This window comes from Humibacter sp. RRB41, assembly GCF_022761015.1.
In the GTDB taxonomy this organism is placed as follows: Bacteria; Actinomycetota; Actinomycetes; order Actinomycetales; family Microbacteriaceae; genus Humibacter.
The window spans coordinates 73,032-99,760 of sequence record NZ_JAKWJQ010000005.1 but is presented as its reverse complement, the minus strand read 5'-3'; the positions used below and the strand labels follow the sequence as shown (position 1 = coordinate 99,760).

Genomic DNA, 26,729 nt, shown 5'->3' with positions numbered 1-26,729 from the left:
ATGCGCAATAGACGAACCGTCGGGGGCCGCATCGGCCTCGCCATCTCGTCGACCCTCGTCATCCTGTTCGTGATGGCGCCGATCTACTGGATGCTCGCCACGAGTCTGAAGACCACGGCCGGTGTAGCCGCCTCGCCCCCGCAGTGGTTCCCGATTCCGGTCTCGGTCGTGAACTACGTGACGGCGTTCACGCAGTACAACTTCGGGCAGTACATCCTGAACTCGGTCATCGTCGCCGTCGTGTCGACCGCGCTCGTGCTCGCGCTCGGCACGTTCGCCGGGTACGCGCTCGCACGCCTGCCGATGCGCGGGCGTTTCACGATCATGGTGCTGCTGCTGATCATCTCGGTGTTCCCGGCGATCGCTCTCATCGCTCCGCTCTACCTGCTGATGCGCAACCTCGGCTGGCTGAACAGCTACCAGGCGCTGATCGTGCCGTACACGGCGCTGAATCTGCCGTTCGCGATCTGGATCCTGCGCAACTACTTCATCGGGGTGCCGAGGGAGATGGAGGAGACCGCGCGCATCGACGGCGCCGGTCCGTTCCGCACCGTCTGGCAGGTCGTGCTGCCGATGACACTGCCGGGTCTCTTCACTGCGGGCATCTTCGCCTTCACGGCGTGCTGGACCGAGTTCCTGATGGCGCTGTCGTTCAACAGCGCGGATGCCTTCCGCACCATCCCGGTTGGCATCGCGCTCTTCGGCAATGCGCACATCACGCCATACGGCACGATCTTCGCCGCCAGCGCCGTCGCCGTCGTTCCGATCGCCATCCTGGTGCTGATCTTCCGCAAATCGGTCGTATCCGGGCTGACCTCGGGAGCAGTCAAGGGGTGATCCCACCTGTCGACGGGAGCATGGTGCCGGCACGCAGCATCACGGATGTCGCCAACGCCAGCGGTGTGTCGATAGCGACCGTCTCCCGCGCGCTCCGCGGGCTTCCCAACGTGTCGGAGCGCACGAGGGCGATCGTGCGGCAGGCTGCGGAAGATCTGGGGTACGTCGCATCCTCCAGCGCGTCGGGACTGGCATCCGGGCGCACGATGGCGATGGGCGTGATCGTTCCGTCGCTGGATCCGTGGTTCTGCACCAGGGCACTGGAGGGAGTGGACGACGTCCTCCGCCCGGCCGACTACGACCTGGTTCTCTTCACTCTCGGCCACCGACGCGATGAGCGCGAGCGCCTCTTCCGCCACACTTTGCTTCGTCGACGCATCGACGCTCTCATCGCGCTCTGCATCGATGTCAGCGCGAGCGAGCGAGAGCTGCTGACCGGTATGGGGCATCCGATCGTCTGCGTCGGTGGCAGAGCTCCGGGCCTGCGGCACGTCGACATCGACCAGGCAGATGCCGCGAGAGTCGCCACGAAGCACCTCATCGACCTCGGCCACACCCGCATTGCGCACCTCGCGGGCACGATCGCTCCCGGACTCACCGAAGACGCCATCGGACTGCGCCGCCGTGGCTACGAGCGAGCTCTTCACGATGCGCACCTCGCGCCTCTCGACCAGTCGACGATCCCCGCCGCCCTCGACATGGCTGGGGCGCACCGCATCGTCGTCGCCATCCTGCGCAGGCAGGATGACAGGCCAACAGCCGTTTTCGCCGACTCCGACGATCTGGCGGCCGGAGCGGTCCTCGCGGCAAGGACCGTCGGCCTGCGCGTTCCCGATGAATTGTCGGTCATCGGGTTCGGGGATCAACATCTCGCCGAGGCGTTCGACTTGACCACCGTCGCCGTTGATCCCTATGAGCAGGGCGCCGCGGCAGCTCACACACTGCTCCACGAGGTGAAGACCGGCACTCAGCGAGCGAAATCCATCCGGATGCCCGTGCGCTTGGTGGAGCGCGGCAGCACCGCACACGCCTCCCCACGCTGAGCATCACCGATCGGAGCGGCCGCATCCCGCTCGTACAAGGTGCCGCCTGTCGCGCGTATGCTGCTCGACGAACTCGCGTTCCACGAGAGGACCGACGAATGCCAACCGGCTCCGCCCCCACCGCCACTCTGGACGGATGGACGATACGAGCCTTCACCGGTGGCGGCAGCACCTACGACTGCTTCGAGAAGGGCGAAGGCCCTGGCGTCGTGCTCATACCCGAGGTTCCGGGAATCACCCCCGAGGTGCTCGGACTCGCCGAACACCTCGTGACCGAGGGCTTCACCGTCGCTCTGCCCTCACCGTTCGGAGAGCCCGGCCGAGCCGCAACCGCCGGATACACGATGCGCACCATCGCCCGGCTGTGCGTCTCTGCCGAGATGCGGGCCTTCGCGGTCGGCGCGCACCGTCCGATCACGGACTTCCTGCGTGCACTGGCCGCCGACCTCGCGAAGAGAACGCCGGGGCGTGGTGTCGGCGTGATCGGCATGTGCTTCACTGGCGGGTTCGCTCTGGCCGCGGCAGTGGACGACGTCGTGCTCGCACCGGTTCTGGCGGAGCCGGCCGTTCCTTTCCCGGTGAGCCCACACCGACGTGCGGATGCCGGCGCGAGCGTGTCAGAACTCGATCGCATCGCCGCCCGCGCCCGCGACGACGGACTCTGCGTGCTCGGCTTGCGTTTCAGCCGCGACTCGGCCGTACCCGCCGCACGGTTCGCCACCCTGAAGGAACGTCTCGGCGACGCGTTCGAGGTGATCGAGCTCGATTCATCGCGCGGCAATCCCGACGGCTACTCCGGCTCTGCGCACTCCGTGCTCACCGCCGAGGTACGCGAAACGCCGCCGAACAGCGCTTTCGCTGCCCGGCGGCGTGTCGTCGAGTTCCTGCGGGAACGCATCACCTGAACGCTCCGAAGGCGTTCCCTGTCACGATCAGTTGGCGTCCGCGATGGCCAGAACCTCGGCTTCTTGCTGCTGCGTCTCCTCGAAGCCGTCAACGCGGCGAAGCCGACGCGATCCGATGATGATGATCACCGCGGCGACAAGCACCGAAACCCCACCGGCGAAATACGGCGTCGACGTCGCGAACGTGCTTGCGAGCAGTGTCGCCCCAGGAGGGGCGATCGCGCCGCCGATGAAACGCACCCCCGAGTATGCGGAGGATGCGACCGAGCGCGGCAGGTCCGTCGCCTCCATCACGCTCTCGGTGAGCACCGTGTTCATCACGCCGAGCAGCAGACCGCCGACGATGACGCAGACGATGATGCCCACCGCGGAACTCGCCAGAAATCCAGCGACGATGAGGTCGATACCGAGCAAGGGGAGCACGATCCACATGGTCCGCGTGCGCGGCAGCCGGCTGGTCAGCAGCGGCGCGCCCCAGACCGACGCGACGGCCACGGCGACGCCCCACCCGAAGAAGATGAAGCCGAGCGTCATGGCGTCGCCGAGCCCGAGCTTCTGCAACGCGAACGGCGTGTAGGCGAGAAGAACGAAGAATCCGATGTTGTAGAACAAGGCCGCGCCGGCAAGCGTGCCGAGAGCCGGATTGCGCAGCGCACGGAACGGCGCCGAGAGTCTTGTCGGCTTCGGCTTCTCCGGATTCGTCTTCAGCATCGTGACGATCGCGATGAATCCGATGGCCATCAGCACGGCGGTGCCGAAGAACGGTCCGCGCCAGCTGATGCCGCCGAGCACACCACCGAGCAGCGGTCCGATCGCGATCCCGAGCCCGAGCGCGGCCTCGTAGAGGATGATCGCGCTGGACGTTCCACCGCTCGCCGCACCGACGATTGTGGCGAGCGCGGTCGAGATGAACAGCGCATTGCCGAGGCCCCACCCGGCACGGAATCCCATGATGGCTTCGGCGTTCGGGCTCAGCCCTGCTGCTGCGGCGAAGACCACGATCAGGATGAGCCCGATCATCAGTGTGTTCTTCGCACCGAGGCGGCTGGACACCCAGCTGGTGAAGAACATCGCGACGCCTGTGACTGCGAGATAGGTCGTGAAGAGCATCTCGGTCTCGGTCGGAGTCGCCTTCAGGTCGGCCGCGATGGCCGGGAGGATCGGGTCGACGAGGCCGATGCCCATGAACGCGATGACGCTCGCGAAGGCGACGGCCCAGACTGCGAGAGGTTGTTTGAGGATCGATCCAGAGGATTGCTGGTGTGCCATGCGGGGGTTCGTCAGTCCTTTCCTGCCACGGGGATGGCCGTGGTACCTAGATCGATGCGGGGGCGCAGAATGTCGATCGCCGTGCGAACCGTGCGGCGATCGTCCTCTGTGAGGTCCTCGAAGAGCGGCATGAGCGCGGTCGCGAGGTTGGCGCGCCACTCGGTGAGTTTCAGGATGCCCTTGGCCGACAGCCCGATCTGCCAGGCTCTGGCGTCGTCGGCATCCGCGATGCGCTTGACCCACTCGCGCTCGACGAGTCCGGCCACGATCTTCGTCATGGTCGGCTGGGCGACCTGGCTCATCGCAGCGAGTTCGCCGAGGCGCATCGGCCCGGACTGCTGCAGCACGGCGAGCGTGCGCCAGGTTGCGGGGCCCTCAGGGCCCTGGGTGACGCGGTGGGCCAGGCGGGTCACGCGACCGGAGAGCTGCACGATGTCCGACAGGATGAAGTGCAGGTCGAGGTCGACGTCCGCATCGCCCCGCACAGGAAGGGAGATCGGTTCGGTAAGCATGTCTCCAGTATATATAGCCAGGCTATATATACGCAACCCGAGTCCCGCACTGTGCCGCTGCGTTACCTTCGGGCACCCCCCGTCCGCCGTGCTGGATATCGGAGATTCACCGCGACATGCGGGCATCCGCTCGGAACACGCCGGGCCGCATCGCAAATCTCCGACATCCGGCATGCCCGGTTGGACTGTCCCCGCAGACGACGAAGGGCGCCACCCCGTGCGGGATGGCGCCCTTCGACTTTCGTCCCGCGGCGCGTGAAACGCGACCGCGAACGCTGTGCCCCTACCGGGGCGGGAACTACTTGAGCGTGACGGTCGCGCCAGCGTCTTCGAGGGACGCCTTCGCCTTCTCGGCGGTCTCCTTGTTCGCACCCTCGAGCACGGCCTTCGGAGCGCCGTCGACGACGGCCTTCGCCTCGCCCAGGCCGAGCGAGGTCAGCTCGCGCACGACCTTGATGACCTGGATCTTCTTCTCGCCAGCGGCCTCGAGGATGACGTCGAATGCGTCCTTCTCCTCGGCCTCTTCGGCACCGGCACCCGCGCCACCGGCGGCCGGGGCAGCGGCCACGGCGACGGGAGCGGCGGCGGTGACCTCGAAGGTCTCCTCGAACGCCTTGACGAACTCCGACAGCTCGATGAGCGTCAGACCCTTGAACTGCTCGAGCAGCTCCTCGGTGGACAGCTTTGCAGCCATTGTTTCTTCTCCTTGGTTGTAGTAACTCACCGCGACGAGCATCCGGCCCCGTTAGGGGAGCGGATGCCTACGCTGCGGACTCCTGCTTCTGGCGCAGCGCGTCGACCGTGCGAACGGCCTGCGACAGCGGTGCGTTGAACAGATATGCGGCTCCGAACAGCGAGGCCTTGAAGGCACCGGCCAGCTTGGCCAGCAGCACCTCACGGGACTCGAGGTCGGCGAGCTTGCCTACCTCTTCGGCGGAAAGGGCGGAACCGTCGAAGTACCCGCCCTTGACCACGAGAAGAGGGTTCGCCTTGGCGAAGTCGCGCAGACCCTTGGCGACGTTCACGGGGTCACCGTGCACGAAGGCGATCGCGGACGGTCCGGCGAGCTGGTCGTCGAACGCCGAGATGCCGGCGTTGTTCGCCGCGATCTTGGTCAGCGTGTTCTTCACCACGGCGTAGGTCGCGTCTGCACTGATAGACCTGCGGAGCTCTTTGAGCTTCGCAACAGACAGACCGCGGTACTCGGTCAGCAGAACGGCAGTCGAGCTCTGAAACTTCTCTTCAAGCTCGGCAACCGTGGCTTCCTTGTTCGCCATGGCCACTCCTCTTACGTATGAAACGCGAGACGGCTGCCTCGCGTCGCCATCGACCACCGGCATCCGGGGCAAAGAAAAAAGCTCCGGCGCACAGGCTCGGAGCTCGGGATTCCGCTCGACGAGTCGAACGGAGGAGATCTCTTCACCTGCGCGGGCCGTCTCGAACCGGGCTTGCACCCTGTAGGAGAACCTTCGATCGGATGCCTGCTTGCGCGGGCACGCCGACGACCGGCGGTCTTTGGCTCCGTCAAGAATACGCGACGTCTCCCTGATGCCCAAATCGGGCATCCCCGTCGCCGGCCGCGCTCGCGCCCGGCGTCCGGCATCCGAGCCACAGAAACCGGCGAACCCCCGTCGCTATGATGCGCAGCATGACCGAGAGCGATCGCGCCGTCGACTCCCCCGGCGAATCGGCCCCATCGGGGCTTGGTTGCGGGGACGCCGACGGCGCGATCGCCGCCGTCGAGCAGGAGTTCGCGGCGATGTTCGTGAAGCTGCGCAACAGGATGCGCGCGCAGTCACTCGAACTGCACCCGCAGATACAGCCGTTCGGGTACCTCATGCTCGGCGTGCTGGCCCGCAAGGGCCCGCTGCATGCTGGGGCGCTGGCCGACGAGCTGTATGCGGACAAGAGCCTTGTGAGCAGACAGGCATCCCATCTCGAACAACTCGGAATGCTGCGACGTGAGCAGGATCCGGCAGATCGCCGTGCGACCTACTTCGCGATCACCGACGAGGCGCGTCGTGGCTGGGAGGCCATCGGCTCGCGCACCCGTCAGGAGCTGCGCGACGGCTTCGCCGACTGGAGCGTCGACGACGTCACCCTGTTCGCCGGCCTGCTGCGCCGTCTGAACGAGATGTGACTAGACGTGTGGGGTGTGCGCCCTTAGCCCCGCCACGAATGCTGCGGGTCGTACCCCAGCACGCGCCGAGCCTTGCCGATCGAAAGCAGTGTGTCGTGCTCGCCGAGTTCGCCCTTGACAGGCACGTTCGGAAACTCCGCCGCAGCCAGCTCGGCGTTCGGACGGTCTGACACCGTGTCGGCCGCCGCGATGATGAACGCCTCGAAGCCCGTGCCGCCCCACTCCAGCGCCTTCAGGATCGCCTGCGATCCGTCGCGCGCGTCGATGTAACCCCACGCGTTCCACCGCCGGTTCTTCGTGTCGACGTCGTAGCCGGGGAACGCTGCGTAGTCCTCGGGGTCCATCACGTTCGAGAAGCGGAAGCCCACGATCTTCAACGTCGGGTCCCACCGAGTGAACTGGGTGGCCATCTGCTCCTCGAGGTGCTTTACCAGGGAATACGTCGACTCGGGGCGGGCCGCGTACTCCTCGTCGATCGGCAGGTAGGGCGGATCCTCGTCGAAGGGCAGTCCGAGCACGGTCTCGCTCGACGCGTAGACGATGTTGCGGATGCCCAACGTTCTGGCCGCCTGGAACACGTGGTAGGTGCTCAAGATGTTGTTCTCGAACGTGGCGACGTCGCTGCGGATGCCCGGCGCCGGGATCGCGCCGAGGTGCACGATCGCGTCGTACCCCGACTGCCTGGCGCCCTCGTGCACGCCCGCGAGAGCGTCCACCACCTGTCCGTAGTCGGTCAGCTCAAGCTGCAGAAAACCGGGCCCACGGATGCCCGCCACATCGAAGGACGTGACGTCGTGCCCTGCCTCTCGCAGAACCCGCACCGCGGTGCGTCCGAGCTTTCCTGATCCACCTGTGAGAGCGATTCGCATGAAGGTCAGTCTGGCACTGGCGCCGCGGACTCGGGCTTCTCGGACTGTGCTCCGGCCTGTGTACTGGCATTCTCCGCAGGCTCGTCAGCCTCGAGCTGCCCGGCCTGCGACGCGACCGTCCCAACCTCGTCGATCTCCGGCTCCTCGACGTCGTCCGCCTCATCCGGTTTCACCAGCGGCAGCCGAACGATGAACCTCGTGCTGCCCGGCTCGCTGTCCACTTCGACGCTCCCGCCGTGCGCGACGACCACGGCCTGCACGATAGCGAGGCCGAGACCGGTCGATCCGGTGTGGCGGGAACGCGACGAGTCTCCCCTGGCGAAACGCTCGAAGAGAAGAGGCTGCAGATCGTCAGGGATGCCGGGCCCGTCGTCGGCCACCACGATCACCGCGTCATCGCCGTCGACGCCGAGTTCGGAGGTCACCGTCGTGCCCTCCGGCGTGTGCACCCTGGCATTCGTCAGCAGGTTGGCGATCACCTCGTGAAGTCGCGGCTCATCGCCGTCGACGATGACCGGTCGCGACGGCAGATCCATCTTCCACACGTGGTCGCGGCCGGCCGCGTGAGCATCAGAGACGGTGTCGATCACGAGGCGCGACAGGTCGACCGGATCATGGTCGAGTTCGCGGCCCTCGTCGAGCCGGGCGAGCAACAGCAGGTCTTCGACCAGGCCGGTCATCCGCTCGGCCTCGGATTCGATGCGACCGAGCGAGCGCACGGCATCCTCTGGCAGCGTCTCAGGGGCACGACGCGTGAGTTCCGCGTAACCGCGGATCGAGGCGAGCGGCGTTCGCAGCTCGTGCGAGGCATCCGCCACGAACTGCCGCACCTTGTTCTCGCTCGCCTGTCTGGCCGTCAGAGCGGATGACACGTGGCCGAGCATGTGATTGAACGCCGCTCCCAGCCTGCCCACCTCGGTGTGCGGGTCGGTGTCCTTCTCCGGAACTCGCACTGCGAGCGCCACCTCGCCCCGATCGAGCGGCAGGCGGGACACCTCGGTCGCGGTGCCCGCCATGCGTTCCAGCGGGCGCAGCGAGAGCACGACGATGAGCAGGCCGATGCCGCCCGCGATGACGATGCCCACCAGCGTCACCGCCAGGATGATGGTCAGCAGTTGCGCCGTCGTCGATGTCACTGTCGACAGAGGAAGACCGACGAGAAGCTCCGCCGATTGCGGCAGCTCCACCGCGACGAAACGATATTGACCGAGAGCTGTGCCGAAGTCCACATCTGTCGGATACCCTCCGACCGGCACAGCGGCGATCTTCGAGTTCTCAGCGTCGGTGATGGTGCGTTGTGTCGCGTTCGGATCGTTGTTCAGCGAGAAGGTCTGCATCTGCCCTGCAGAGGTGACTACCGACACGACAGTGCCCGGAGGAAGACCGGATGCCCGCCCGACGGCGCCGGCCAACTGCGCGGTCGTGATCGACCCCGACCCTAGAGTCTGCACGGCAACCATGTAACCGCGCTCCGCGGCGCTGTTCAACTGCTTGTCGAGTTGACCGACCAGGTATTGCTGCAGGAACAAGGCGCTGACCAGGCTGATGATGACGCCCAACACCGCAACGAGCGCCACCACGGCGAGCACCAGCCGGGTGCGCAACGTCATGTGCCGCCACGACCACCAGTGCCGGCGGCCCGACGGCGTTTCTGAGCGTGGCGTGCGCGTCCGGTCCGTGCCGGCATCCGGCGCGGCGCTGGCCGTGCTCACGATCGTGTTCCTCTCAAAGGGATGGTCTGGTCTACGGTCACTCCGCCGTTTTGACCATGTAGCCGGCGCCGCGCACGGTGTGGATCATCGGGGGGCGGCCTGCGTCGATCTTCTTGCGCAGGTAGGAGATGTACAGCTCGACGACACTGGAGGTTCCTCCGAAGTCGTAGCTCCACACCCGGTCGAGAATCTGCGCCTTCGAGAGCACACGACGCGGGTTGCGCATCAGGTAGCGCAGCAGCTCGAACTCGGTGGCGGTGAGCGAGATCGGCTCGCCGGCTCGCGTCACCTCGTATGAGTCCTCGTCGAGCACGAGGTCGCCGACGACGATGCGCGGATCCTGGGTGTCAGCGATCAGCGCGCGGGAGCGACGCAGCAGCGAGCGCAGCCTGGCGACCAGTTCTTCGAGGCTGAACGGCTTGGTGACGTAGTCGTCGCCCCCGGCGGTGAGGCCGGCGATGCGGTCGTCGAGCGAGTCCTTCGCCGTGAGGAACAGCACGGGGGTCTCGCCGCCGCTCTCGCGCATCCTGCCCATCACCTGCAGCCCGTCGATGTCGGGCAGCATCATGTCGAGCACGACGGCGTCGGGATTGAACTCGCGGGCGGCGGTCAACGCTTGATGGCCCGTCGCAGCGGTTTTCACCTCCCAGCCCTCGTAACGCAGTGCCATCTGCAGAAGGTCGGTGAGGGTGTGCTCGTCGTCGACGACGAGAATGCGGATCGGCGAGCCGTCTGCGTGGTGCAACGGCGCCGCCAGCGGACGGGTCTGGGTGCGCTCGGTCGGGGTGCTGGACATATACCCATTATCGGAAGCGCGGTCCGAAGCGGCTGTGCGGAACTTATGCGAATTCTGAGAGACAGCAATCCGCGCGGTCAGGGTGCGATTTCAGCCGCGATATCGCCGAACGTCACGACTTGATTTCACAAGGCCAACTCACAAGATCGCCATAGCAGCGGCCTAACACGGATGCCTACCTTTTCATCGACCTCACCCAAGGAGCCCCATGTTCGGAACCTACCTGCGCCGCGAGCTTCTCGGCCGCCGCAGACAGACCATCATCATCGCCATCGGCATGGCGTTGGCCATCGCCCTCGTCATCATCGTCAACTCGGTCGCGGCCGGCGTCAAGAACGCGCAAGCCGAGGTGCTGCAGTCCGTCTACGGAGTCGGTACCGACATCACAGTCACACAGCCCGTGAGTGCGCCGACCACGACCGGTGGCGACGCTGCCGGTGGACAGGGCGGCCAGCGCTTCGCCTTCGGCGGCAACGACGGCACAAAATCCGGCACGTCCCGCAAGGTCGACTCGTCGCGGCTCTCCGTCGGATTCGGCACCAACACGCTGGCCGACTCGGCACTGGCCAAGGTGGAGGCCACGAGCGGCGTCACGGGTGCATCCGCCGTTCTCTCGCTCACCAATACCAGCTTCAGCGGCACGCTGCCGGACTTCAGCCAGGGCCAGCAGGGCGGTCGGGATGCCCAGGGCGGCAAGTCGACGCAGTCCGGCGGAACCGGCGGCAGCTCGTTCTCGGTGAACTCGTTCAGTGTCATGGGCATCACGCCGGGCGGCAAAGCGGTCGGACCGATCGCATCCACCGCACTCGCCAAGGGACGCACCCTGACGTCGAGCGACAAGGGCGACAAGGTCGCGGTGCTCGACGCCAGTTATGCGAAGTCCAAGAGCCTCTCCGTCGGCGGAACCCTCAACATCGGCGGCAAGGACTTCACGATCGTCGGAACGGTGAAGCCGACCGGATCCGATTCCGCGACAGCATCGAACGTCTACATTCCGCTCGACGTGGCACAGACCCTCTCCAGTGAGGCGAACAAGGTCACCACGATCTACGTGTCGGCGAACTCGGCGAGCGACGTCGACGGTCTCAAGGCATCCCTGCAGAAGACGCTGCCGAAGGCCACCGTCTCGACGCAGGCCGACCTCGCGTCGAGCGTCTCCGGATCGCTCGGCAGTGCAAGCCAGCTGGTGTCGAACCTCGGCACGTGGCTCTCGGTCATCGTTCTCGCAGCGGCCTTCCTCATCGCCATCCTCTTCACCATCTCGGGCGTGACCCGCCGCACCCGCGAGTTCGGCACCCTGAAGGCGATCGGCTGGTCGAACGGCCGCATCGTCGGCCAGGTCGCAGGCGAGTCGGTGGTGCAGGGCGTGATCGGCGGCGTCGTCGGAGTCGTGGTCGGACTGGCCGGCGTGTTCATCGTCAACGTCGTCTCCCCCACGCTCACGGGCGGCGTATCGAGCGGCGGAATCGGCGGCGCACTGGCCGACGGAGCCCGCCGCGCGTTCGGCGGCGGCGCAGGTGGCGGCAGTGCTGCACCTACCGGCGGCACCGGCGGTGGCTTCGGCGGTGCCGGTGCAACAGGTGGAACCGGATTCGGCGGCGCCGCACGCTCCGCAGCGAGTTCCGCGACCACTCAGGTCGACCTCAGCGCACCGATCACGGTCTGGATCATCGTCATCGCCGTTGGCCTGGCCATCGTCGGCGGCCTGCTCGCAGGTGCGATCGGCGGATGGCGTGCCTCGCGCCTGCGTCCGGCCGAAGCCCTTCGCTCGGTGCAGTAAACGAATACAGCCCAGTGGCGAACAGCGCGGCAGCGACCAGCGCAGCAGCAACGGCATCCTCCGGCTCAACGACAAGGACCTTCTAGATGTACACGCTCAAGAACCTCACCAAGCAGTACCCGGGCAAGGGGCGAAAGGTGACGGCGCTCAACGACGTCACCCTCGACATCCCGAACGGTCAGATGGTCGCGATCCAGGGGCCGACTGGCGGCGGCAAGTCAACGCTGCTGCAGATGCTCGGCGCACTGGACCGGCCGACATCGGGCACGATCGAGCTCGACAAGTCGAGCCTCGACAAGCTCGGCGACAAGAAGCTCGGCGGCTTGCGCGGCAAGGAGATCGGCTTCGTCTTCCAGGGCTTCAACCTCATTCCGACGTTGACCGCTCAGGAGAACGTAGAGACGGCACTTGTACCGCTTGGAGTTCCGGCGGCGGAGCGCAAGGAGCGCGCGGTGAAGGCGCTCGAGTCCGTTGGGCTCGGGGACCGCGGTGATCACCGGCCGGCCGAGTTGTCTGGCGGACAGCAGCAGCGCGTCGCGATCGCTCGCGCCATCGTCAAGGAGCCCGAGGTGCTGCTCGCCGACGAGCCGACGGGAAACCTCGACGAAGAAACCCGTGACGAGATCATGGATGTGCTCGAGGGTCTGTGGCGCGAGCGCGGGCTCACGCTCGTGATCGTCACGCACGACTCCGCGGTCGCGAGGCGCGCTCAGCGTCGCCTGCACATCAAGCAGGGCAAGGTGAGAGAGGTCTCCTGACCTCGCAACGTGGCCGTCTGATGCAGCCACGTGCAGTCGGTCGTGACTCAAGGTCACTTCGGCAGAGCAGCGGACGGCGCAGCGGACGCTCTTCGCTGCATCATCGCCTCCACCCCGTCGAGGGCTCGGTCGATGCCGAACCGCAGGCCGGCGTCGCGGCCGCCGTCTGAGGCATCCGCGAAGGCAGCAGCCGTGAACGGATACGCGTCGGCGTGTATCGCCAGGATCGGCACGATCGAGCCGGCCAGGTCGTCCTCCGGCGAACTCGAGACGGTGCTGCGTCGAACCAGCGACAACACGTGACCGGACAACAGGGCGAGCACATCGAGCTTCTCCGCTGAGGCGAGCGGAAGCCCGGTCATCGCCGCGAGCCCGACCTCGAACCACTGCAGTTCGCGCGGACCCGGCGTGTGGGTGCGCTGGGCGAGCTCGACCGACCACGCGTGTGCGACGGCTCGCTCGAAGAATTCCATGGCCCACTTGGTCAGGGTCTCCCGCCACTGCACGCCGGCGATCTCGCCCGGTGCGCCGAGGGCCCGATCGAGCATCAGTGCGTCGAGTTCCGCGCGAGACGGCACGTACCGGTAGAGCGCCATCTTCGTCGCTCCGAGGCGGTCTGCCAGGCGCTGCATTGTGACGGCCTCCAGCCCATCCTCGTCGGCGATCGCGATCCCGCCGTCGACCACCTGGGCGAGGGTGAGCTTCGGCTTGGGTCCGCGTTTGACGGGCCGTTCCTCGCTCCACAAGATGGCCACCAGACCCGTCGGCTCGACCCGTTGGGCGTCAGCGTGCGGGGCATCCTCATGCCCGGCATCCTCACGCCCAACGGATGCCGTTGTGCCGGACACCGTGCCGCTCCCCCTCGCGGAGATCGCGTCCCCTGCAGCCACCGTGGGCTCCCTCCACTTGTAATTGCGTCTATCATACGCTATTTATTAATTGCGTCTTAAAGACACAACTAATCGATGAAGGGACGATCCATGAGCCGCAACAAGGTCCTCATCTCGGGAGCGAGCATCGCCGGACCGGCGCTCGCTCGCTGGCTCGGCAGGAACGGCTTCGACGTGACTGTGGTCGAGAAGTCGCCGGCGATACGCCCAGGAGGCCAAGCAGTCGACTTCAAGGGCAGCACGCACCGCGCCGTGCTCACCAGGATGGGCGTGCTCGACGACCTGGTGGCCGCCCAGACCACGAAGACCGACTGGCGGCTCGTCGATGCCTCCGATCGCGTCAAGGCCGTCGTGCCGGGCGAGTTCATCGGCGGTGACCTGGAGATCTTGCGCGGCGATCTCGCGGGCATCCTGCACCGGCACAGCCAGATGGACGCCGAGTACCTCTTCGGCGACGAGATCACCGCGATGCGCGAGTCGTCGAACGGCGTCGACGTGGAGTTCGCGCATCGCTCGTCGGAGAAGTTCGACCTCGTGATCGGCGCAGACGGCATGCATTCGGCGGTTCGCCGACTCGTCTTCGGTCCAGAGGAACGGCACGTGCAGTCGCTGGGCCACTACTACGCGGTCGCGAACAGCACAGCGTCGTTGCACGATCTCGTGACCCGGCTACCCGACGGCAGGGCCGTCGCGTACGCCTATAACGAGCCTGGACGGCTTGCCGTGCTCGGCGGGCAGAAGGCGCCCAGCCTGTTCCTCTTCCGAGCCGGCCACGCCGATTACGACCGGCGCGATGCGGCATCGCAGTTCGACTTTCTCGAGAGGAGCTTCCGCGGCGTTGGATGGCGGGTGCCCGAGGCGCTCGAAGCGTGCCGGTCGGCATCCGATTTCTATCTCGACGCGCTCGCACGCACCCGCATGTCGTCCTTCACCCGCGGGCGGGTGGCACTGGTGGGCGACGCAGGGTACGCCAACACGCTCGGCGGATTCGGCACCGGCCTCGCCATGGTGGGCGCGTACGTTCTCGCGGGCGAGCTCGTGGCGGCTCGAGGCGACCACGCCGCGGCGTTCGCCGCCTATGACAAGGTCATGCTGAAACCGACGAAGGTCGCGAGGTCGGGCAACGCCGGCGGATTCCTCGCCCCACCCTCACAACTGCGCATCCGTCTGCGCGACTTGTCGTTCGCCAACCGCTTCATGTTCCGCTCCATGATGTGGATGACCGAGCGCTTCGCCACTGAGGACGCGATCCGCGACTACGGCCTGCGGTGAAGAGACCATCGGGCCTCCCCTTTGTCGCCGTGTGCACGGGAAGGTCAGGCGGCGACGTCGACCCAGGCGCCGGCATCCACCGATTCCAGCACGGCCTCGGTGATGCGTGCGGCGCGAAGCCCGTCGACGAAGCGGGGCAGCCCGTCGGGGGTCGCGCCTCCGATCGCGGCGTAGGTGTCGGCGACGAACGCGTTGAAGGCATCCTGGTAGCCCTGCGGATGCCCGGACGGCGTGGTCACGAGCCGCGCGGCATCCGGTGCGAGCTGGTCGGCGTCGCGCGGGATCAGCAACGATCCCTTGCGCCTGCCAACCCAGAGCGTCTCGGGCTGCTCCTGGTCGAAGACCACCGACTCGGTCGAGCCCGACAACTCGACGTGCAGCCGGTTCTTGCGCCCCGGCGCTGCCTGCGAGACCAGGAGCGTGCCGATCGCGCCGCTCGCGGTCTGCACGGCGACGGCGACGGCGTCCTCCGTTGTGACCTCGGCGTGCTCGGCACGCGAGCCGAAGAACGTGCGCTTCGTCGCCGCCACCCTCGACACCTGATCGCCCGTGACGAACTCGATGAGGTCGACCAGGTGGGAGCCGATGTCGGCGAACGCACGCGACCGACCGCCGGCAGCGCTGTCGACGCGCCAGTTGTCGTCCGACGAGTCGAGCAGCCAATCCTGCAGGTAGGTCCCGGCGATGGTCAGCAGCCTGCCGGTCTCCCCCGACGCGAATCGCGCCCGAGCCTCACGTACGAGCGGGTGGAAGCGGTACACGAAGGGCACGGTGGCGGTGAGACCGGCGGATGCCGCGGCATCCGTCAGCCTCACCGCGTCGGTCACCGTCGTGGCCAACGGCTTCTCGCACACCACGTGCTTGCCCGCCTCGATGGCGGCGAGCGCCTGACTGACGTGCAGGGCGTTCGGCGTCGTGACGTGCACCACGCCGATGCGCTCTTCGTTCAGCAGGTCGTCGAGCGACGCGAACGCGTGCTCAACGCCGAGCTCCTCGGCGGCGATCGCAGCCTTCTCGGGCTGTGACGACACGATGCCGACGAGCTCGGCCCGTGCGGCGCGAGCCGCCCTCGAGTGCACCGTCGCCATGAAGCCGCCGCCGACGATGCCGACGCCGAGCGGTGCCTTCTGTGCCGGAATCATCGCGTGAGCGTGGCCTCTGCCGGGTCCCAGCCCTCCGGCAGCACGGGCGTCGGCGTGAACGTGCTGACCACGTCGATCCATTCGCCGCGCTCGGCAGCCTCGATCGTGGAGACCATGATGTCGAGGGCGTGGTACGCCTGCTCGCCGCTCGCGCGCTCCGGCACGCCTGCACGGATCGCACGCGCCAACTCCACTACACCGGTGCCGCGAGCCGCCCGCTCGCCCTCGACCGTGATGGTCTTGGGCTCGTCCGCGCCGGCGTGCAATACGAGGTCGCCGACGAACATGTTCGGGTCGTTGAGCTCGAGCGCACCGTCGACGCCGGTGACCTCGAACAGCGTGCGCGGGATGCGCGAGTCGAAGCTGAAGATGCTCTGCGATGTCTGGCCGCTCTCGAACTCGAACACGGCGGTCACGTGCGAAGGCACGGTCACGTCGAAGTTCTGGCCGGCGAGTGGTCCGGAGCCGATGGTGCGCACCGGCTTGGCCGTCGATGCCACTGCGGCGACGCGCTTGACCGGTCCGAACAGCTGGATGAGGGCCGTCACGTAGTACGGGCCGACGTCGAACAGCGGACCCGCGCCCTCCTGGAACAGGAACGCGGGGTTTGGGTGCCACGACTCCGGTCCCGGCTGCTGCATGAGTGTCAGGGCGGTCTGCGGCTTGCCGATCGCGCCCTCCTGCAGCAGGCGACGCGCGGTCTGGATGCCTGCCCCGAGGAACGTGTCGGGCGCGCACGCGACGCGTAGTCCGGCAGCCTCCGCCGCCGCGAGCAGTCGCTTTCCGCTCTCACGGTCGAGCGCGATCGGCTTCTCCGTCCACACGTTCTTGCCGGCCTCGACGGCCTGAAGCGCGACTTCGGCATGCACCTTGGGAATGGTCAGGTTGACGACGATTTCGATCTCGGGATCGGCGAGCAGCTCCTCGACGGTGCCGTGAGCTGGAATGCCGAACTTCTCTGCCTGCGCCTGCGCGGCCTCGGGGATGAGGTCAGCGATGAAGCGCACCTCGACATCGGGGAACGCGGTCAGGTTGGTCAGATACTGAGTCGAGATGTTGCCGGCACCGATGACGCCGACACCGACCGGACCAGTCTTGCCGGACTCGCTCATGCGAGGCCCTCCTTCGTGAGGAATGCGAAGCTGTCTGCGACAGCGGTGAAGCGGTTGTCGCGCGAGTCGTCGAGCTCGATCACGCGCAGAGCGTTCGGGGCGGCCTCGATGATCTCGCGGATCGGCAGGCTGCCGGAGCCGACGGCGACCTGGTCCTTCGTCTCCTTGGTCGCCGGACCGTCCTTGATGTGCAGCGCAACGACCCGATCGCCGAGTCGACCGAGCACGTCGACCGGGTCCTCGCCGCCGACGGCGACCCAGTAGGTGTCGAGTTCGATGACGACCTCCGGGTCGAGCTTCGACGCGAGGTATTCGAGTGCGTTCTGCCCGTCGATCTTGTTCTCGAACTCGTGGGCGTGGTTGTGGTAGCCGACGCGCACGCCGTGCTCGGCCGCGATCTTCGCGGCCCGGTTCAGTTGCGCCGCGGTCGTCTCGACCCCCTCGGCCGTCGTCCAGCGCTCGTCTGCCACGTGCGGATCGATGACGGTCTGGATGCCCAGCTCACGCGCCGCGTCGAAGATCTCCGCGATCTGCTCGTCGCTCTCGCCGACGAAGTGCGCATGCACTGTCGGGGCGGTGAGACCGGCCGCCACGAGGGCGTCGCCGAGTCCGGGGAAGTTGGTGAAGGCGAACGGCTCGACCTGGGTGAAGCCGACCTCCGCCAGCTTGTTCAGGGTGCCCTGCAGATCGTCTTGCAGGGCCTCGCGCACGGTGTAGAGCTGCACGGAAACCGGTGAGGTGGTCACGTTTCTCCTCGTCGAGAGCCTCGGCACACGACAGGGATGTCGCGTGCGGCGACCGCAGGGATGCGCGGCACATCGAGGCAGGAATGTTCTGGGATCGAATCGATTGAATCATACTTCTGTCGCGAGTCAAGCAAAAGTTGCGTGACATCCGTCAACTTCCGCCGCGTCATCGACCGTGTGATTCAATCGGTCTATGTCGGCCCCCTCAGCGCCCACCGGCCCCGTGCCGGAGACGCTCGTGCCCGGTGAGGCGGCCGAACTTCTGGCGATACTGCGGGACGGCATACCGCGCACGCGCGCCCAACTCGCCGAGCAGACCGGCCTCGCCAGGTCGACTGTCGCCTCCCGGCTCGACGCGCTCATGGATGCCGGCCTCATCGCGCCAGCATCCGACGCCGCCTCCTCCGGCGGGCGTCCTCCAGCCCGCGTGGCGTTCAACGCCGCCGCCCGCATCATCCTCGCCGTCGACCTCGGAGCGACCCACGGTGTGGTGGCCGTCGCCGATCTCGCCGGCGCGGTGCTTCTCACCGAGGCGGCGGAGCTGACGATCGCCGACGGCCCCGACAAGGTGCTGGACTGGGCTCTCGCCGTCGCGAAGCGCCTGCTGAAATCGAGCGGGCGCCCGGCGTCCGATCTGGTCGGCGTGGGCATCGGCCTGCCGGGCCCGGTCGAGCACTCAACAGGCATGCCGATCGCGCCGCCGATCATGCCGGGCTGGGACCGCTTCGACGTTCCCGGTTACGTGCGCCGCACATTCGACGTTCCGGTGCTCGTCGACAACGATGTGAATGTGCTGGCGCTCGGCGAACACGCGGTGTCGTGGCCACGGGAGAGCGATCTGCTCTTCGTCAAGGTGTCGACGGGCATCGGACTCGGCATCATCGCCGGCGGCGCGCTGCAGCGAGGCGCGGCGGGATCCGCAGGCGATCTGGGCCACGTGCGCGTCCCGTTCACCGGGGAGACTCCTCGCCACGGCGACGCCGACGCCGATCTCGAAGCGCTGGCGAGCGGCCCGGCGATCGCGCGGTACATCGCTGAGCGCGGCACCTCGGCATCGTCGAGCGCCGACGTGCTTGCACTGGCCAGAGCGGGGCATCCGGATGCCGTCGCAGGCGTGCGCCAGGCAGGTCGCGACCTCGGCGAGGTGCTGGCCACCTGCGTGAACCTGCTCAACCCGTCGGTGATCGTCGTGGGCGGCTCGATCGCTCGCGCCGGCGAGCACCTACTGGCGGGCATCCGCGAGGTGGTCTACCGGGAGTCGACACCGCTGGCGACGCAGCACCTGCAGATCGTGCCTGCGGCCGCCGGCGAGACGGGCGGAGTACTGGGCGCCGCGATCATGGTCGCGCAGCGGCTGCTCGACCCCGCGTGAATATCGGTCCCGTCCTCGACTTCCCGCTTGACCGGCCGGGAATCGACCCGCCACGCGGCAGAATGGAGCAGTGACCGACACGATGCTCTCCCTGTTCGAGGAGGAGCAGTCGGTCACCGATTCCGGTGGAGCGGATGCCTCGACCGCCCGGGCACCGGGGATTCTGCTCGCGCACGAGCGTCGCATCCTTGCGCACGCATCCGATCGGGTCGCCTGGCTGCGCGCCCGCTCTCGCGGCATCACGGCGACGGATGTCGCGAAGCTGTCGACGCCGGCATCCATTCTCGCTGCGGCGCGGCAGAAGGTGCACGGCACGGGGTTCACCGGCAACGTCTACACGGAGCACGGAAAGGCGCGTGAGCCGCAGATCGCCGCGTGGGTCAAGGGCGAGTACGGCATCGATCCGAGCGACGCACTCTTCCATGCGGTGCGCGACCACCGACACCTTGCAACGCCGGACGGACTCGCTCTGCGCGCGGATGGGCAGCTCGAGCTCGCCGAGATCAAGACGACGAACAAACCGTGGCGGAGCATCCCCAGGCACTACCTGCGACAGGTCTGGTGGCAGCAGTACGTGCTCGGCGCCGAGCGCACGTTGTTCGTGTGGGAACTCCACGACGGCTTCGTGCCCGTCGGCGACCCGGAATGCCGCTGGATCGACCGCGACGAGAACGAGATCGCCGCGCTGGTATCCCTGGCGACGCAGCTCATCGCGACGTTGGCCACCGGCCGAGTCTGAGCCCACCCCCGCGACCGCTCCATACCGACGACCGCGGCTACCCCTCGGTCAGCGGGCGCTCGAACACGTAGTCGTCTTCCCAGTTCTCGCCGACGAGGAATCGCTTGCTTCCGACCCGCTCGAACCCGCTCTTGGCGTAGAACCGCTGGGCGCGGGAGTTCTCCTCGTTCACGCCGAGCCACATGCCGACAGCCCCGTGCTCGCGTGCTGCGCCAAGGGATGCCTCCATCAACCGCCGCGAGACGCCCTGCCCGTGATAGCCGGGAACCACGTAGCACTTGCTGAGTTCACTGGTGGGGCGGATGGCCACCGCGGCCGCCACGTCGGGATCCGAGGGTGATCCGAGGACGACCATCGTGTAGCCGATCGGCGTTCCGTCGTCTTCGGCGACGAGAAGGACGCGGTTCGGATCAGAGAGATAGTCCGCGAAGGAGTCCGGGCCGAGATGCTCGATGACGAACGTCGCGGCCGCCTCCCTCGTGGTGTGCGGAGGGCACGCCAGCGGAAACGTGACGGCGGCCACGAAGGCGAGGGCGTCGACATCCGCCGGCGTCGCGGGACGGATGGTCACTTCGGTCATGGCGATCACGCTAGCGGCTCGCACGTCGCGCCGGTGGCCCGACCCCCACCTGCTGGTCGAGTAGCGCCGCCGAGGCGACGCGTATCGAGACCCGATCGCCGCAGTCGGGTCCCGATACGCGAGCCTGCGGCGCGCTACTCGACCAGCCGAGAGGTCACGCGGCCAGAGGCGACGCGAGCTGCGCCGGGGCCGCGTCGTCGACCAGGTACCGCCGGTAGGCCGTCACCGTGAGGAACGTCGGAAACTCGGGCCGCAGCGCGACCTCGTCGAGGATCTCCGCTGCGTCGTCGAATCGATCGTCGCTCGTGCGGGTGAGCCCGGCCAGGATCTCGTCACGCAGTCGGTGCGCGAGCTCGACGTCGACCAGCTCCCCCTCCGCCGTGACCACACCGTTCTCGATCCACTGCCAGAGCTGCGACCGGGAGATCTCGGCGGTGGCGGCATCCTCCATGAGGTTGTCGATCGCGACAGCCCCTGTGCCGCGAAGCCATGCCTCCACGTAGCGCAGCGTCACCTGGATGTCGTCGCGCACGCCCGCCAGCGTCACGTCACCGCTGGCCCCCGTGAAGTCGAGCAGATCGGATGCCTCCACCGCCACGTCCTCCCTCAACCGACCCAGCTGATTCGGCTCGTCGCCCAGCACAGCGTCGAATTCGGCCTGCGCCACCGCGATCAGATCCGGATGCGCGACCCACGTGCCGTCGAACCCGTCTCCCGCCTCGCGGCGCTTGTCGTCCGCGACCTTCGCGAGTGCGCGTTCCGTGACGTCCGGGTCACGCCGGTTCGGGATGAACGCGCTCATGCCGCCGATGGCATATGCCCCGCGCTTGTGGCAGGTGGCGACGAGCAGTTCGGTGTACGCGCGCATGAACGGGACCGTCATCGTCAGTTGCGAGCGGTCAGGAAGCACGTATCGGCGCCCCCGCGAGCGGTACGTCTTGATGATGCTGAACAGGTAGTCCCAACGTCCAGCGTTGAGTCCTGCGCAGTGCTCACGCAGCTCGTAGAGAATCTCCTCCATCTGGAACGCGGCCGGCAGCGTCTCGATCAGCACCGTCGCCCTGACCGTGCTGCGCGGCATCCCGATTCGCTCCTGAGCGAAGAGGAAGACATCGTTCCACAGCCGCGCCTCCTCGTGGTCCTCGAGCTTCGGCAGGTAGAAGTACGGGCCGCGCCCCGCATCGACGAGGCGCTGCGCGTTGTGCCAGAAGTACAGGCCGAAGTCCACGAGGCTGCCGGATGTCGGCAAGCTGCGGCCCTCCCTGTCGACGAACTGCAGGTGCTTCTCCACCAGGTGCCAACCGCGCGGACGCATCACGATCGTGGGCGTTCGCTCCGCCGTCACAAGATACTCGCGACCGTCGGGGCTCGTGTACGAGATGTCGCCGCGCACCGTGTCGTACAGCGACAGCTGCCCCTCGATCACGTTGTGCCAGGTGGGGCTCGTGGCGTCCTCCTGGTCGGCGAGCCACACTCGTGCTCCCGAATTGAGCGCGTTGATCGTCATCTTGCGGTCGGTGGGACCTGTGATCTCGACGCGGCGGTCCTCCAACCCAGGGGCCGCACCAGCCACGCGCCAGCCCGGGTCGTCTCGCACCCATGCCATTTCGGGCATGAACTGCGGATCGCGGCCGTTGGCGACGTCGACGCGGCGTCGCATCCGTGCTGCCAGCAGATCGTGCCGCCTGCCGGCGAACCTGTCGTGCAGTTCAGTGAGGAAGCCGATGGCTCCAGGCGTGAGGATGTCGTCGTGCCGCTCCTCGACCGGTCCCGTGATCTCGATGCGCGGCTCGTGCTTCTCGATGGTGTTCATGATCGTCTCCTTCGTTGTCGATCAGTTCTCCGCCTCGCCCAGGGGCTGGAGGATTAGAACTGTTCCTGTTCGGTCGAACCGGCGAGCGCGAGCGTGGCGCTCGACGGGTTCAGTGCCGTGGCGATCAGATCGAAGTAGCCGGTACCGACCTCCCGCTGGTGGCGGGTGGCGGTGTAGCCGTCGCGTTCGGATTCGAACTCGGCTTCTTGCAACTCGACGTATGCACTCATCTGTCGCTGCGAGTAATCGCGGGCGAGCGTGAACATCGAGTGGTTCAGGGCGTGGAAGCCGGCGAGGGTGATGAACTGGAAGGCGTATCCCATCGCCGCCAGCTCGCGCTGGAATCGAGCGATGGTGTCGTCATCCAGATGCCGCTTCCAGTTGAACGACGGCGAGCAGTTGTATGCCAGTCGCTTGTTCGGGAAGTCCCGATGGATGCGCTCGGCGAAGGTGCGAGCGAGCTCGAGGTCGGGCTCGGCGCTCTCCACCCAGAGCAGGTCGGCGTACGGGGCGTACGCGAGGCCACGGGCGATCACGGGGTCGATGCCGTTCCGCACCTCGTAGAAGCCCTCGGCGGTGCGGGTGCCGGTCACGAACTCCCGATCGCGCTCGTCGTGATCGCTCGTGATGAGGGTTGCGGCGAGCGAGTCGGTACGCGCGACGATGATCGTCGACACGCCCGCCACGTCGGCGGCGAGCCGGGCCGCGTTCAGGGTGCGGATGTGCTGCGACGTCGGCACGAGCACCTTGCCGCCCATGTGGCCGCACTTCTTCTCGCTCGCCAACTGGTCTTCCCAGTGCACGCCGGCCGCACCCGCCTCGATCATCGACCGCATCAACTCGTAGGCGTTGAGCGGTCCGCCGAAGCCGGCCTCGGCATCCGCCACAATCGGCGTCAGCCAGTCGATGCCTGACGATGTGTCGCTCGTGGAGTCGATCTGGTCTGCACGCAGCAGCGCGTTGTTGATGCGTCGCACGACCGCCGGTACCGAGTTCGCCGGGTAGAGGCTCTGGTCGGGGTAGGTCTGGCCGGAGAGGTTCGCGTCGGCCGCCACCTGCCATCCGGAGAGGTAGATCGCCTCGAGGCCGGCACGCACCTGCTGCACGGCCTGATTGCCGGTGAGGGCGCCGAGTGCCGCGACCCACTGCGGGTCGTCCGAGCCGGTGCCGTCCGACGACGGCACCTCGGTGCGCTGCAGCTGCTCCCACAGCCGCTCGGCTCCGCGCCGTGCGAGCGTATGCTCCTCGGCGACCCGTCCGCGCAGTGCGATCACGTCGGCGGCGGTGTAGTCGCGACGGATGCCGTCCCATCGCGGGTCCGCGCTCCACTCGAGCTCCAGCTCGTCGGCGGTCTGCGTCGTCTCGCCTGGACGGCGAGCGTTCTGTGCGGTCATCGTGTCCTCCTGGTGCTGCGTCGTGGAACGTGGAACGAGGTCTGCATCCAGACTGGGACGACTGGGCAGCACCGATCGCAGATTCGGAAGAAGAAGGTGCGCACGAGTTCTGCCTGGCAGAAATTCCCGACAGTCCCTGCGAATCGCAGAAGATTGCAGGTTCTTCTGTTTGCCGCCTGGAGCGTGCCGTGACAGCATCGGGACATGGTCATGGTCGATCGCGCACCTGCCGCCGCATCTGCGGCGAGCACGGGTGCGCGTGCCGCAGACGAAGCGGACGAGCTGGATGCCCTGACGCTCGGCCGCCGAATCCGCGAGCGTCGCCAGCAGCGCGGCATGACTCTCGACCAGTTGGCCTCGGCCGTCGATCGTGCACCGTCGCAGGTGTCGATGATCGAGAACGGCAAGCGTGAACCTCGGCTCACGATGCTGCGCACGATCGCGACCGCCCTGGGCACGACAGTCGATGAACTGGTGAAGGCCGAGGCGCCGAACGAGCGCGCCGCGCTGGAGATCGCAGTGGAGCGCGCAGTGCGCGGACCGGTGTTCGCCTCGTTGGGCCTGCCGGTCATCCGTGCCTCGAAGTCGCAGAGCGACGACGTGTTGAAGGCGCTCCTCGGGCTGCACGGCGAGATCGAGCGGCTGCACAAGGAGCGGGCATCCACGCCCGAGGAAGCACGACGCGCGAACGCGGAGCTGCGACAGGAGATGCGCGACCGCGACAACTACTTCGCCGAGCTCGAGCAGCAGGCATCCGCTCTGCTCGAAGTGGCCGGCCACGCGGGCGGTCCTGTGTCGCAGCAGACGGTCAGCGACATCGCGGGCCGCCTCGGCTACACGCTCCACTACGTGAACGACCTGCCGTACGCCACGCGCTCGGTGACCGACAAGCGCAATCACCGCATCTACCTGCCCGTGCAGCAGTCGTCGTCGCGCGACTCGCGCACCCCTGTGCTGCAAGCGCTGGCGAGCCAGGTGCTCGGGCACGACGAGCCGCGCAGCTACGCCGACTTTCTGCGTCAGCGTGTCGAGACCAACTACCTCACCGCGGCAGTGCTGTTGCCCGAGAAGGATGCCGTGCGCCTGCTCACCGAGGCCAAGAATCTTCGCCGCATCTCGATGGAAGACCTGCGCGACGCCTTCGCCGTCTCGTACGAAACCGCGGCGCATCGCTTCACCAACCTCGCGACGAGGCGGCTGGGCATCCCGGTGCACTTCATGAAGGTGCACGAGTCGGGAACCATCATCAAGGCGTACGAGAACGACGCCGTGCGCTTTCCGTCGGATGCCACGGGTGCGATCGAGGGCACCACCGTGTGCCGCAACTGGACCGCGCGCACCGTGTTCGAGGCATCCGACCGCTTCAGCCCCTGGTACCAGTTCACCGACACCCCCACCGGGACGTACTGGTGCACATCGCGCATAGAGAAGGCCAAGGAGGGCGAGTACTCGGTGAGCGTCGGCGTGCCTTTTGCGCACGTGAAGTGGTTCCGCGGCAGGGAGACCACCAACCGCGCGGTGTCACGATGCCCTGACGAGAGCTGCTGCCGCAGAGCGCCGGCCGAGCTCGCGGATGCCTGGGCCCCCTACGCCTGGCCCGCCGCGCGCACGCCGACGTCGCTGCTCGCGGCACTCCCGACCGGCAGCTTCCCCGGCGTGGACGAGACCGAGGTGTACGCGTTCCTGCAGGGGCACGCGCCGGTGGATTGAGTCGGCACCAAGGGCGTGGAACCCTCAGGGTGGGTGCGCGGAGCTCTCACGATTCCTGCGCGGTGCTCATGCGTCGTCCCAGTACTGCCAGCGCCGGGATGGCAACGAGGTTGAGCAGCAGAACGGCGACGAACGGTGCGCTTGGGTTCGCGACGAACAGGCCGGTGAACAGTATGGGGCCGACTATCTCTGCCGCCATGAAGGAGTACTGGAAGACGGCCAGGTAGTTTCCGCGGGCGGCCGCAGGCGCCATGTCACTGACGACGGCCATGGATGTCGGCGCGTGGAGTACCTCCGCGAGACTGAATGCGATCACCGCCAGCGCGAGCACTCCCGCAGCCGACGGGAGAGCGACGGCCGCCGCGACCGCGAGGAACGCGCATCCGGCCGCCCAGGCGAGGGCGGAAACCCCCAGCACCCGGAACGGCGAGTGAGCGGATGCTCGCCGCGCCCCGAAGACCCCGAAGATCGACACCAGCACGGCGTTGCCGACCAGCAGAAGCGAGGTCAGCCACCCGGGACCGCCGAGTGCTGCTTTGATCACCACCGGGATCGTCAGGCCCAGCAGCAGAGTCGAGATCGCGAAAACCGAGTTGATCGACAACAGCGCCATGAACTGCGCGTCACGGAAGACGAGGCCCTGCCGCCGCTGAGCGCGAGACGCCGCGGAGGATCGATGTCGCGAGACCGGCAGCATGAGTCCCACTGATATCGCAAGACAGCAGGCGGCGCAGAGAGCGAGGGTCAGATACGTCGCATCGCCGGGAATCGTCAAAGCGATTCCGGTGATGAGGCCGCCTGCCGCGATTCCGGCGGTGCGGGCGGTGTTGGCGATCGCGAACCACCGTTGTTGCCGTCCCTTTCCCTCGGCTTCGGCGTGATCGGCGAGAGCAGCGAAGATCGTCGACCAGAACATCCGGCCGCCCAAGGCCATGAGCGCGCTGACGAGGAACACATCGAGCGGACCGCGCGCGAGCATATACCCGACGAAGGCGATCGCCTGCGCTGCTTGCGCGACCATAACGAGCCGTCGCGCGCCGTACCGATCCGCCAATCGTCCGACCAGAAGGGGCACGGGCAGCGCCAGCAGTCCGGACAACCCCACAATGGCGCCCAATGCGGCCAGCGGAATGGTGGTGAGTTCGGCGAAGAACACCAACGAAAGCGGCAGGAACAAGCCGCTTCCGATCGAGACGAACACGAGAGACGTGACGAGCGAGGCGTCGATCAAGCGACGTTGAACAACAACAGACATGGACAGTCAGCATTCGAGAGAAGGTGGGCAGGGCAGCATTCATCGGCCGCACACCTCGACGATGCGCGGGAGCTAGCCCTGTC

At 67.2% G+C, this 26,729-nt stretch carries 25 protein-coding genes; 10 read left to right on the top strand and 15 right to left on the bottom strand.

What is annotated here, in order from left to right; genetic code table 11:
* The 3 genes from MJ603_RS14150 to MJ603_RS14140 all read left to right on the top strand — a co-directional run bounded on the left by MJ603_RS14150 (position 1) and on the right by MJ603_RS14140 (position 2,785).
* Complete coding sequence (locus MJ603_RS14150; RefSeq protein ID WP_243064385.1) at positions 1-837, top strand: carbohydrate ABC transporter permease; 837 nt, start codon at positions 1-3, stop codon at positions 835-837.
* Positions 834-1,880, top strand: coding sequence for a LacI family DNA-binding transcriptional regulator (locus MJ603_RS14145; protein WP_243064384.1), 1,047 nt, complete (start codon positions 834-836; stop codon positions 1,878-1,880). Before MJ603_RS14150 ends, MJ603_RS14145 begins: the two co-directional genes overlap by 4 nt.
* Positions 1,881-1,978: 98 nt before the next feature.
* The gene (locus MJ603_RS14140) at positions 1,979-2,785 is read left to right on the top strand and encodes a dienelactone hydrolase family protein (RefSeq protein WP_243064383.1); all 807 of its coding nucleotides are present in this window, start codon (positions 1,979-1,981) and stop codon (positions 2,783-2,785) included.
* 27 nt (positions 2,786-2,812) lie between these two features.
* On the opposite strand, the gene MJ603_RS14135 is transcribed toward MJ603_RS14140, so the two are convergent.
* The 4 genes from MJ603_RS14135 to rplJ form a co-directional block, all read right to left on the bottom strand.
* Entirely contained in the window at positions 2,813-4,054 is a 1,242-nt protein-coding gene (locus MJ603_RS14135; protein WP_243064382.1) for an MFS transporter, read from the bottom strand.
* A gap of 11 nt (positions 4,055-4,065) precedes the next feature.
* Complete coding sequence (locus MJ603_RS14130) at positions 4,066-4,566, bottom strand: MarR family winged helix-turn-helix transcriptional regulator (protein WP_243064381.1); 501 nt, start codon at positions 4,564-4,566, stop codon at positions 4,066-4,068.
* 298 nt (positions 4,567-4,864) lie between these two features.
* On the bottom strand, positions 4,865-5,260 hold the full coding sequence (gene rplL, locus MJ603_RS14125) for a 50S ribosomal protein L7/L12 (protein ID WP_243064380.1): 396 nt from the start codon (positions 5,258-5,260) through the stop codon (positions 4,865-4,867).
* A 67-nt stretch (positions 5,261-5,327) separates the two neighbouring features.
* A complete protein-coding gene (rplJ, locus tag MJ603_RS14120) occupies positions 5,328-5,843 on the bottom strand; it encodes a 50S ribosomal protein L10 (protein WP_243064379.1) in 516 nt (171 codons plus the stop codon).
* Positions 5,844-6,214: 371 nt separating this feature from the next.
* Between rplJ and MJ603_RS14115 the strand changes: the two genes are divergently transcribed.
* The gene (locus tag MJ603_RS14115) at positions 6,215-6,706 is read left to right on the top strand and encodes a MarR family winged helix-turn-helix transcriptional regulator (RefSeq protein WP_243064378.1); all 492 of its coding nucleotides are present in this window, start codon (positions 6,215-6,217) and stop codon (positions 6,704-6,706) included.
* Positions 6,707-6,729: 23 nt separating this feature from the next.
* On the opposite strand, the gene MJ603_RS14110 is transcribed toward MJ603_RS14115, so the two are convergent.
* From MJ603_RS14110 to MJ603_RS14100, 3 genes are read right to left on the bottom strand one after another with little or no spacing between them, the layout of a single operon-like run.
* Positions 6,730-7,575, bottom strand: a complete 846-nt coding sequence (locus tag MJ603_RS14110) for an NAD(P)-dependent oxidoreductase (RefSeq protein ID WP_243064377.1) — start codon at positions 7,573-7,575, stop codon at positions 6,730-6,732.
* Positions 7,576-7,580: 5 nt separating this feature from the next.
* Entirely contained in the window at positions 7,581-9,287 is a 1,707-nt protein-coding gene (locus tag MJ603_RS14105) for a cell wall metabolism sensor histidine kinase WalK (RefSeq protein WP_243064376.1), read from the bottom strand.
* A 37-nt stretch (positions 9,288-9,324) separates the two neighbouring features.
* Positions 9,325-10,083, bottom strand: a complete 759-nt coding sequence (locus MJ603_RS14100; protein ID WP_279239419.1) for a response regulator transcription factor — start codon at positions 10,081-10,083, stop codon at positions 9,325-9,327.
* A 208-nt stretch (positions 10,084-10,291) separates the two neighbouring features.
* Between MJ603_RS14100 and MJ603_RS14095 the strand changes: the two genes are divergently transcribed.
* Both MJ603_RS14095 and MJ603_RS14090 read left to right on the top strand, forming a co-directional pair.
* Positions 10,292-11,863 carry an ABC transporter permease gene (locus tag MJ603_RS14095; protein WP_243064375.1) on the top strand — a complete coding sequence of 524 codons (1,572 nt, stop codon included), beginning with the start codon at positions 10,292-10,294 and terminating at the stop codon, positions 11,861-11,863.
* 86 nt (positions 11,864-11,949) lie between these two features.
* A complete protein-coding gene (locus MJ603_RS14090) occupies positions 11,950-12,621 on the top strand; it encodes an ABC transporter ATP-binding protein (RefSeq protein WP_243064374.1) in 672 nt (223 codons plus the stop codon).
* A 53-nt stretch (positions 12,622-12,674) separates the two neighbouring features.
* Here the strand turns inward: MJ603_RS14090 and MJ603_RS14085 are convergent, their stop codons facing one another.
* Positions 12,675-13,511: a TetR/AcrR family transcriptional regulator gene (locus tag MJ603_RS14085; protein ID WP_243064373.1), complete on the bottom strand. Its 837-nt coding sequence runs from the start codon at positions 13,509-13,511 to the stop codon at positions 12,675-12,677.
* 90 nt (positions 13,512-13,601) lie between these two features.
* On the opposite strand from MJ603_RS14085, the gene MJ603_RS14080 reads away from it, so the two are divergent.
* Positions 13,602-14,783: an FAD-dependent monooxygenase gene (locus tag MJ603_RS14080; protein WP_243064372.1), complete on the top strand. Its 1,182-nt coding sequence runs from the start codon at positions 13,602-13,604 to the stop codon at positions 14,781-14,783.
* A 44-nt stretch (positions 14,784-14,827) separates the two neighbouring features.
* Here MJ603_RS14080 and MJ603_RS14075 read toward each other — a convergent pair whose 3' ends face one another.
* From MJ603_RS14075 to MJ603_RS14065, 3 genes are read right to left on the bottom strand one after another with little or no spacing between them, the layout of a single operon-like run.
* A complete protein-coding gene (locus MJ603_RS14075; protein ID WP_243064371.1) occupies positions 14,828-15,925 on the bottom strand; it encodes a Gfo/Idh/MocA family protein in 1,098 nt (365 codons plus the stop codon).
* Positions 15,922-17,037 (bottom strand): Gfo/Idh/MocA family protein, encoded by a 1,116-nt coding sequence (locus MJ603_RS14070; RefSeq protein WP_243064370.1) that lies wholly within the window; start codon positions 17,035-17,037, stop codon positions 15,922-15,924. The genes MJ603_RS14075 and MJ603_RS14070 overlap by 4 nt, the downstream gene beginning before the upstream one ends.
* Positions 17,034-17,783, bottom strand: a complete 750-nt coding sequence (locus MJ603_RS14065; protein WP_243064369.1) for a sugar phosphate isomerase/epimerase — start codon at positions 17,781-17,783, stop codon at positions 17,034-17,036. The genes MJ603_RS14070 and MJ603_RS14065 overlap by 4 nt, the downstream gene beginning before the upstream one ends.
* A 193-nt stretch (positions 17,784-17,976) precedes the next feature.
* On the opposite strand from MJ603_RS14065, the gene MJ603_RS14060 reads away from it, so the two are divergent.
* Both MJ603_RS14060 and MJ603_RS14055 read left to right on the top strand, forming a co-directional pair.
* Positions 17,977-19,155, top strand: a complete 1,179-nt coding sequence (locus MJ603_RS14060; protein WP_243064368.1) for an ROK family transcriptional regulator — start codon at positions 17,977-17,979, stop codon at positions 19,153-19,155.
* Between the two features lie 70 nt (positions 19,156-19,225).
* Complete coding sequence (locus tag MJ603_RS14055) at positions 19,226-19,894, top strand: YqaJ viral recombinase family protein (RefSeq protein ID WP_243064367.1); 669 nt, start codon at positions 19,226-19,228, stop codon at positions 19,892-19,894.
* Positions 19,895-19,931: 37 nt separating this feature from the next.
* On the opposite strand, the gene MJ603_RS14050 is transcribed toward MJ603_RS14055, so the two are convergent.
* From MJ603_RS14050 to aceA, 3 genes are all read right to left on the bottom strand, one after another.
* Positions 19,932-20,474, bottom strand: a complete 543-nt coding sequence (locus MJ603_RS14050; RefSeq protein ID WP_243064366.1) for a GNAT family N-acetyltransferase — start codon at positions 20,472-20,474, stop codon at positions 19,932-19,934.
* 154 nt (positions 20,475-20,628) lie between these two features.
* On the bottom strand, positions 20,629-22,287 hold the full coding sequence (gene aceB, locus MJ603_RS14045) for a malate synthase A (RefSeq protein WP_243064365.1): 1,659 nt from the start codon (positions 22,285-22,287) through the stop codon (positions 20,629-20,631).
* Between the two features lie 53 nt (positions 22,288-22,340).
* A complete protein-coding gene (gene aceA, locus MJ603_RS14040) occupies positions 22,341-23,681 on the bottom strand; it encodes an isocitrate lyase (protein WP_243064364.1) in 1,341 nt (446 codons plus the stop codon).
* Positions 23,682-23,891: 210 nt separating this feature from the next.
* On the opposite strand from aceA, the gene MJ603_RS14035 reads away from it, so the two are divergent.
* Positions 23,892-25,391: an XRE family transcriptional regulator gene (locus MJ603_RS14035; protein WP_243064559.1), complete on the top strand. Its 1,500-nt coding sequence runs from the start codon at positions 23,892-23,894 to the stop codon at positions 25,389-25,391.
* 46 nt (positions 25,392-25,437) lie between these two features.
* Here the strand turns inward: MJ603_RS14035 and MJ603_RS14030 are convergent, their stop codons facing one another.
* Complete coding sequence (locus MJ603_RS14030) at positions 25,438-26,646, bottom strand: MFS transporter (RefSeq protein ID WP_243064363.1); 1,209 nt, start codon at positions 26,644-26,646, stop codon at positions 25,438-25,440.
* Positions 26,647-26,729: the final 83 nt, after the last annotated feature.

Bases quoted from the DNA above. Each gene is read 5' to 3' on its own strand.
- MJ603_RS14035 (WP_243064559.1), top strand. From the start codon at position 23,892: ATGGTCGATCGCGCACCTGCCGCCGCATCTGCGGCGAGCACGGGTGCG.
- MJ603_RS14130 (WP_243064381.1), bottom strand. From the start codon at position 4,566: ATGCTTACCGAACCGATCTCCCTTCCTGTGCGGGGCGATGCGGACGTC.
- MJ603_RS14090 (WP_243064374.1), top strand. From the start codon at position 11,950: ATGTACACGCTCAAGAACCTCACCAAGCAGTACCCGGGCAAGGGGCGA.
- MJ603_RS14110 (WP_243064377.1), bottom strand. From the start codon at position 7,575: ATGCGAATCGCTCTCACAGGTGGATCAGGAAAGCTCGGACGCACCGCG.
- MJ603_RS14150 (WP_243064385.1), top strand. From the start codon at position 1: ATGCGCAATAGACGAACCGTCGGGGGCCGCATCGGCCTCGCCATCTCG.
- MJ603_RS14060 (WP_243064368.1), top strand. From the start codon at position 17,977: ATGTCGGCCCCCTCAGCGCCCACCGGCCCCGTGCCGGAGACGCTCGTG.
- aceA (WP_243064364.1), bottom strand. From the start codon at position 23,681: ATGACCGCACAGAACGCTCGCCGTCCAGGCGAGACGACGCAGACCGCC.
- MJ603_RS14050 (WP_243064366.1), bottom strand. From the start codon at position 20,474: ATGACCGAAGTGACCATCCGTCCCGCGACGCCGGCGGATGTCGACGCC.
- MJ603_RS14095 (WP_243064375.1), top strand. From the start codon at position 10,292: ATGTTCGGAACCTACCTGCGCCGCGAGCTTCTCGGCCGCCGCAGACAG.
- MJ603_RS14080 (WP_243064372.1), top strand. From the start codon at position 13,602: ATGAGCCGCAACAAGGTCCTCATCTCGGGAGCGAGCATCGCCGGACCG.
- MJ603_RS14115 (WP_243064378.1), top strand. From the start codon at position 6,215: ATGACCGAGAGCGATCGCGCCGTCGACTCCCCCGGCGAATCGGCCCCA.
- MJ603_RS14135 (WP_243064382.1), bottom strand. From the start codon at position 4,054: ATGGCACACCAGCAATCCTCTGGATCGATCCTCAAACAACCTCTCGCA.
- rplJ (WP_243064379.1), bottom strand. From the start codon at position 5,843: ATGGCGAACAAGGAAGCCACGGTTGCCGAGCTTGAAGAGAAGTTTCAG.
- MJ603_RS14075 (WP_243064371.1), bottom strand. From the start codon at position 15,925: ATGATTCCGGCACAGAAGGCACCGCTCGGCGTCGGCATCGTCGGCGGC.
- MJ603_RS14100 (WP_279239419.1), bottom strand. From the start codon at position 10,083: ATGTCCAGCACCCCGACCGAGCGCACCCAGACCCGTCCGCTGGCGGCG.
- aceB (WP_243064365.1), bottom strand. From the start codon at position 22,287: ATGAACACCATCGAGAAGCACGAGCCGCGCATCGAGATCACGGGACCG.
- MJ603_RS14070 (WP_243064370.1), bottom strand. From the start codon at position 17,037: ATGAGCGAGTCCGGCAAGACTGGTCCGGTCGGTGTCGGCGTCATCGGT.
- MJ603_RS14030 (WP_243064363.1), bottom strand. From the start codon at position 26,646: ATGTCTGTTGTTGTTCAACGTCGCTTGATCGACGCCTCGCTCGTCACG.
- rplL (WP_243064380.1), bottom strand. From the start codon at position 5,260: ATGGCTGCAAAGCTGTCCACCGAGGAGCTGCTCGAGCAGTTCAAGGGT.
- MJ603_RS14140 (WP_243064383.1), top strand. From the start codon at position 1,979: ATGCCAACCGGCTCCGCCCCCACCGCCACTCTGGACGGATGGACGATA.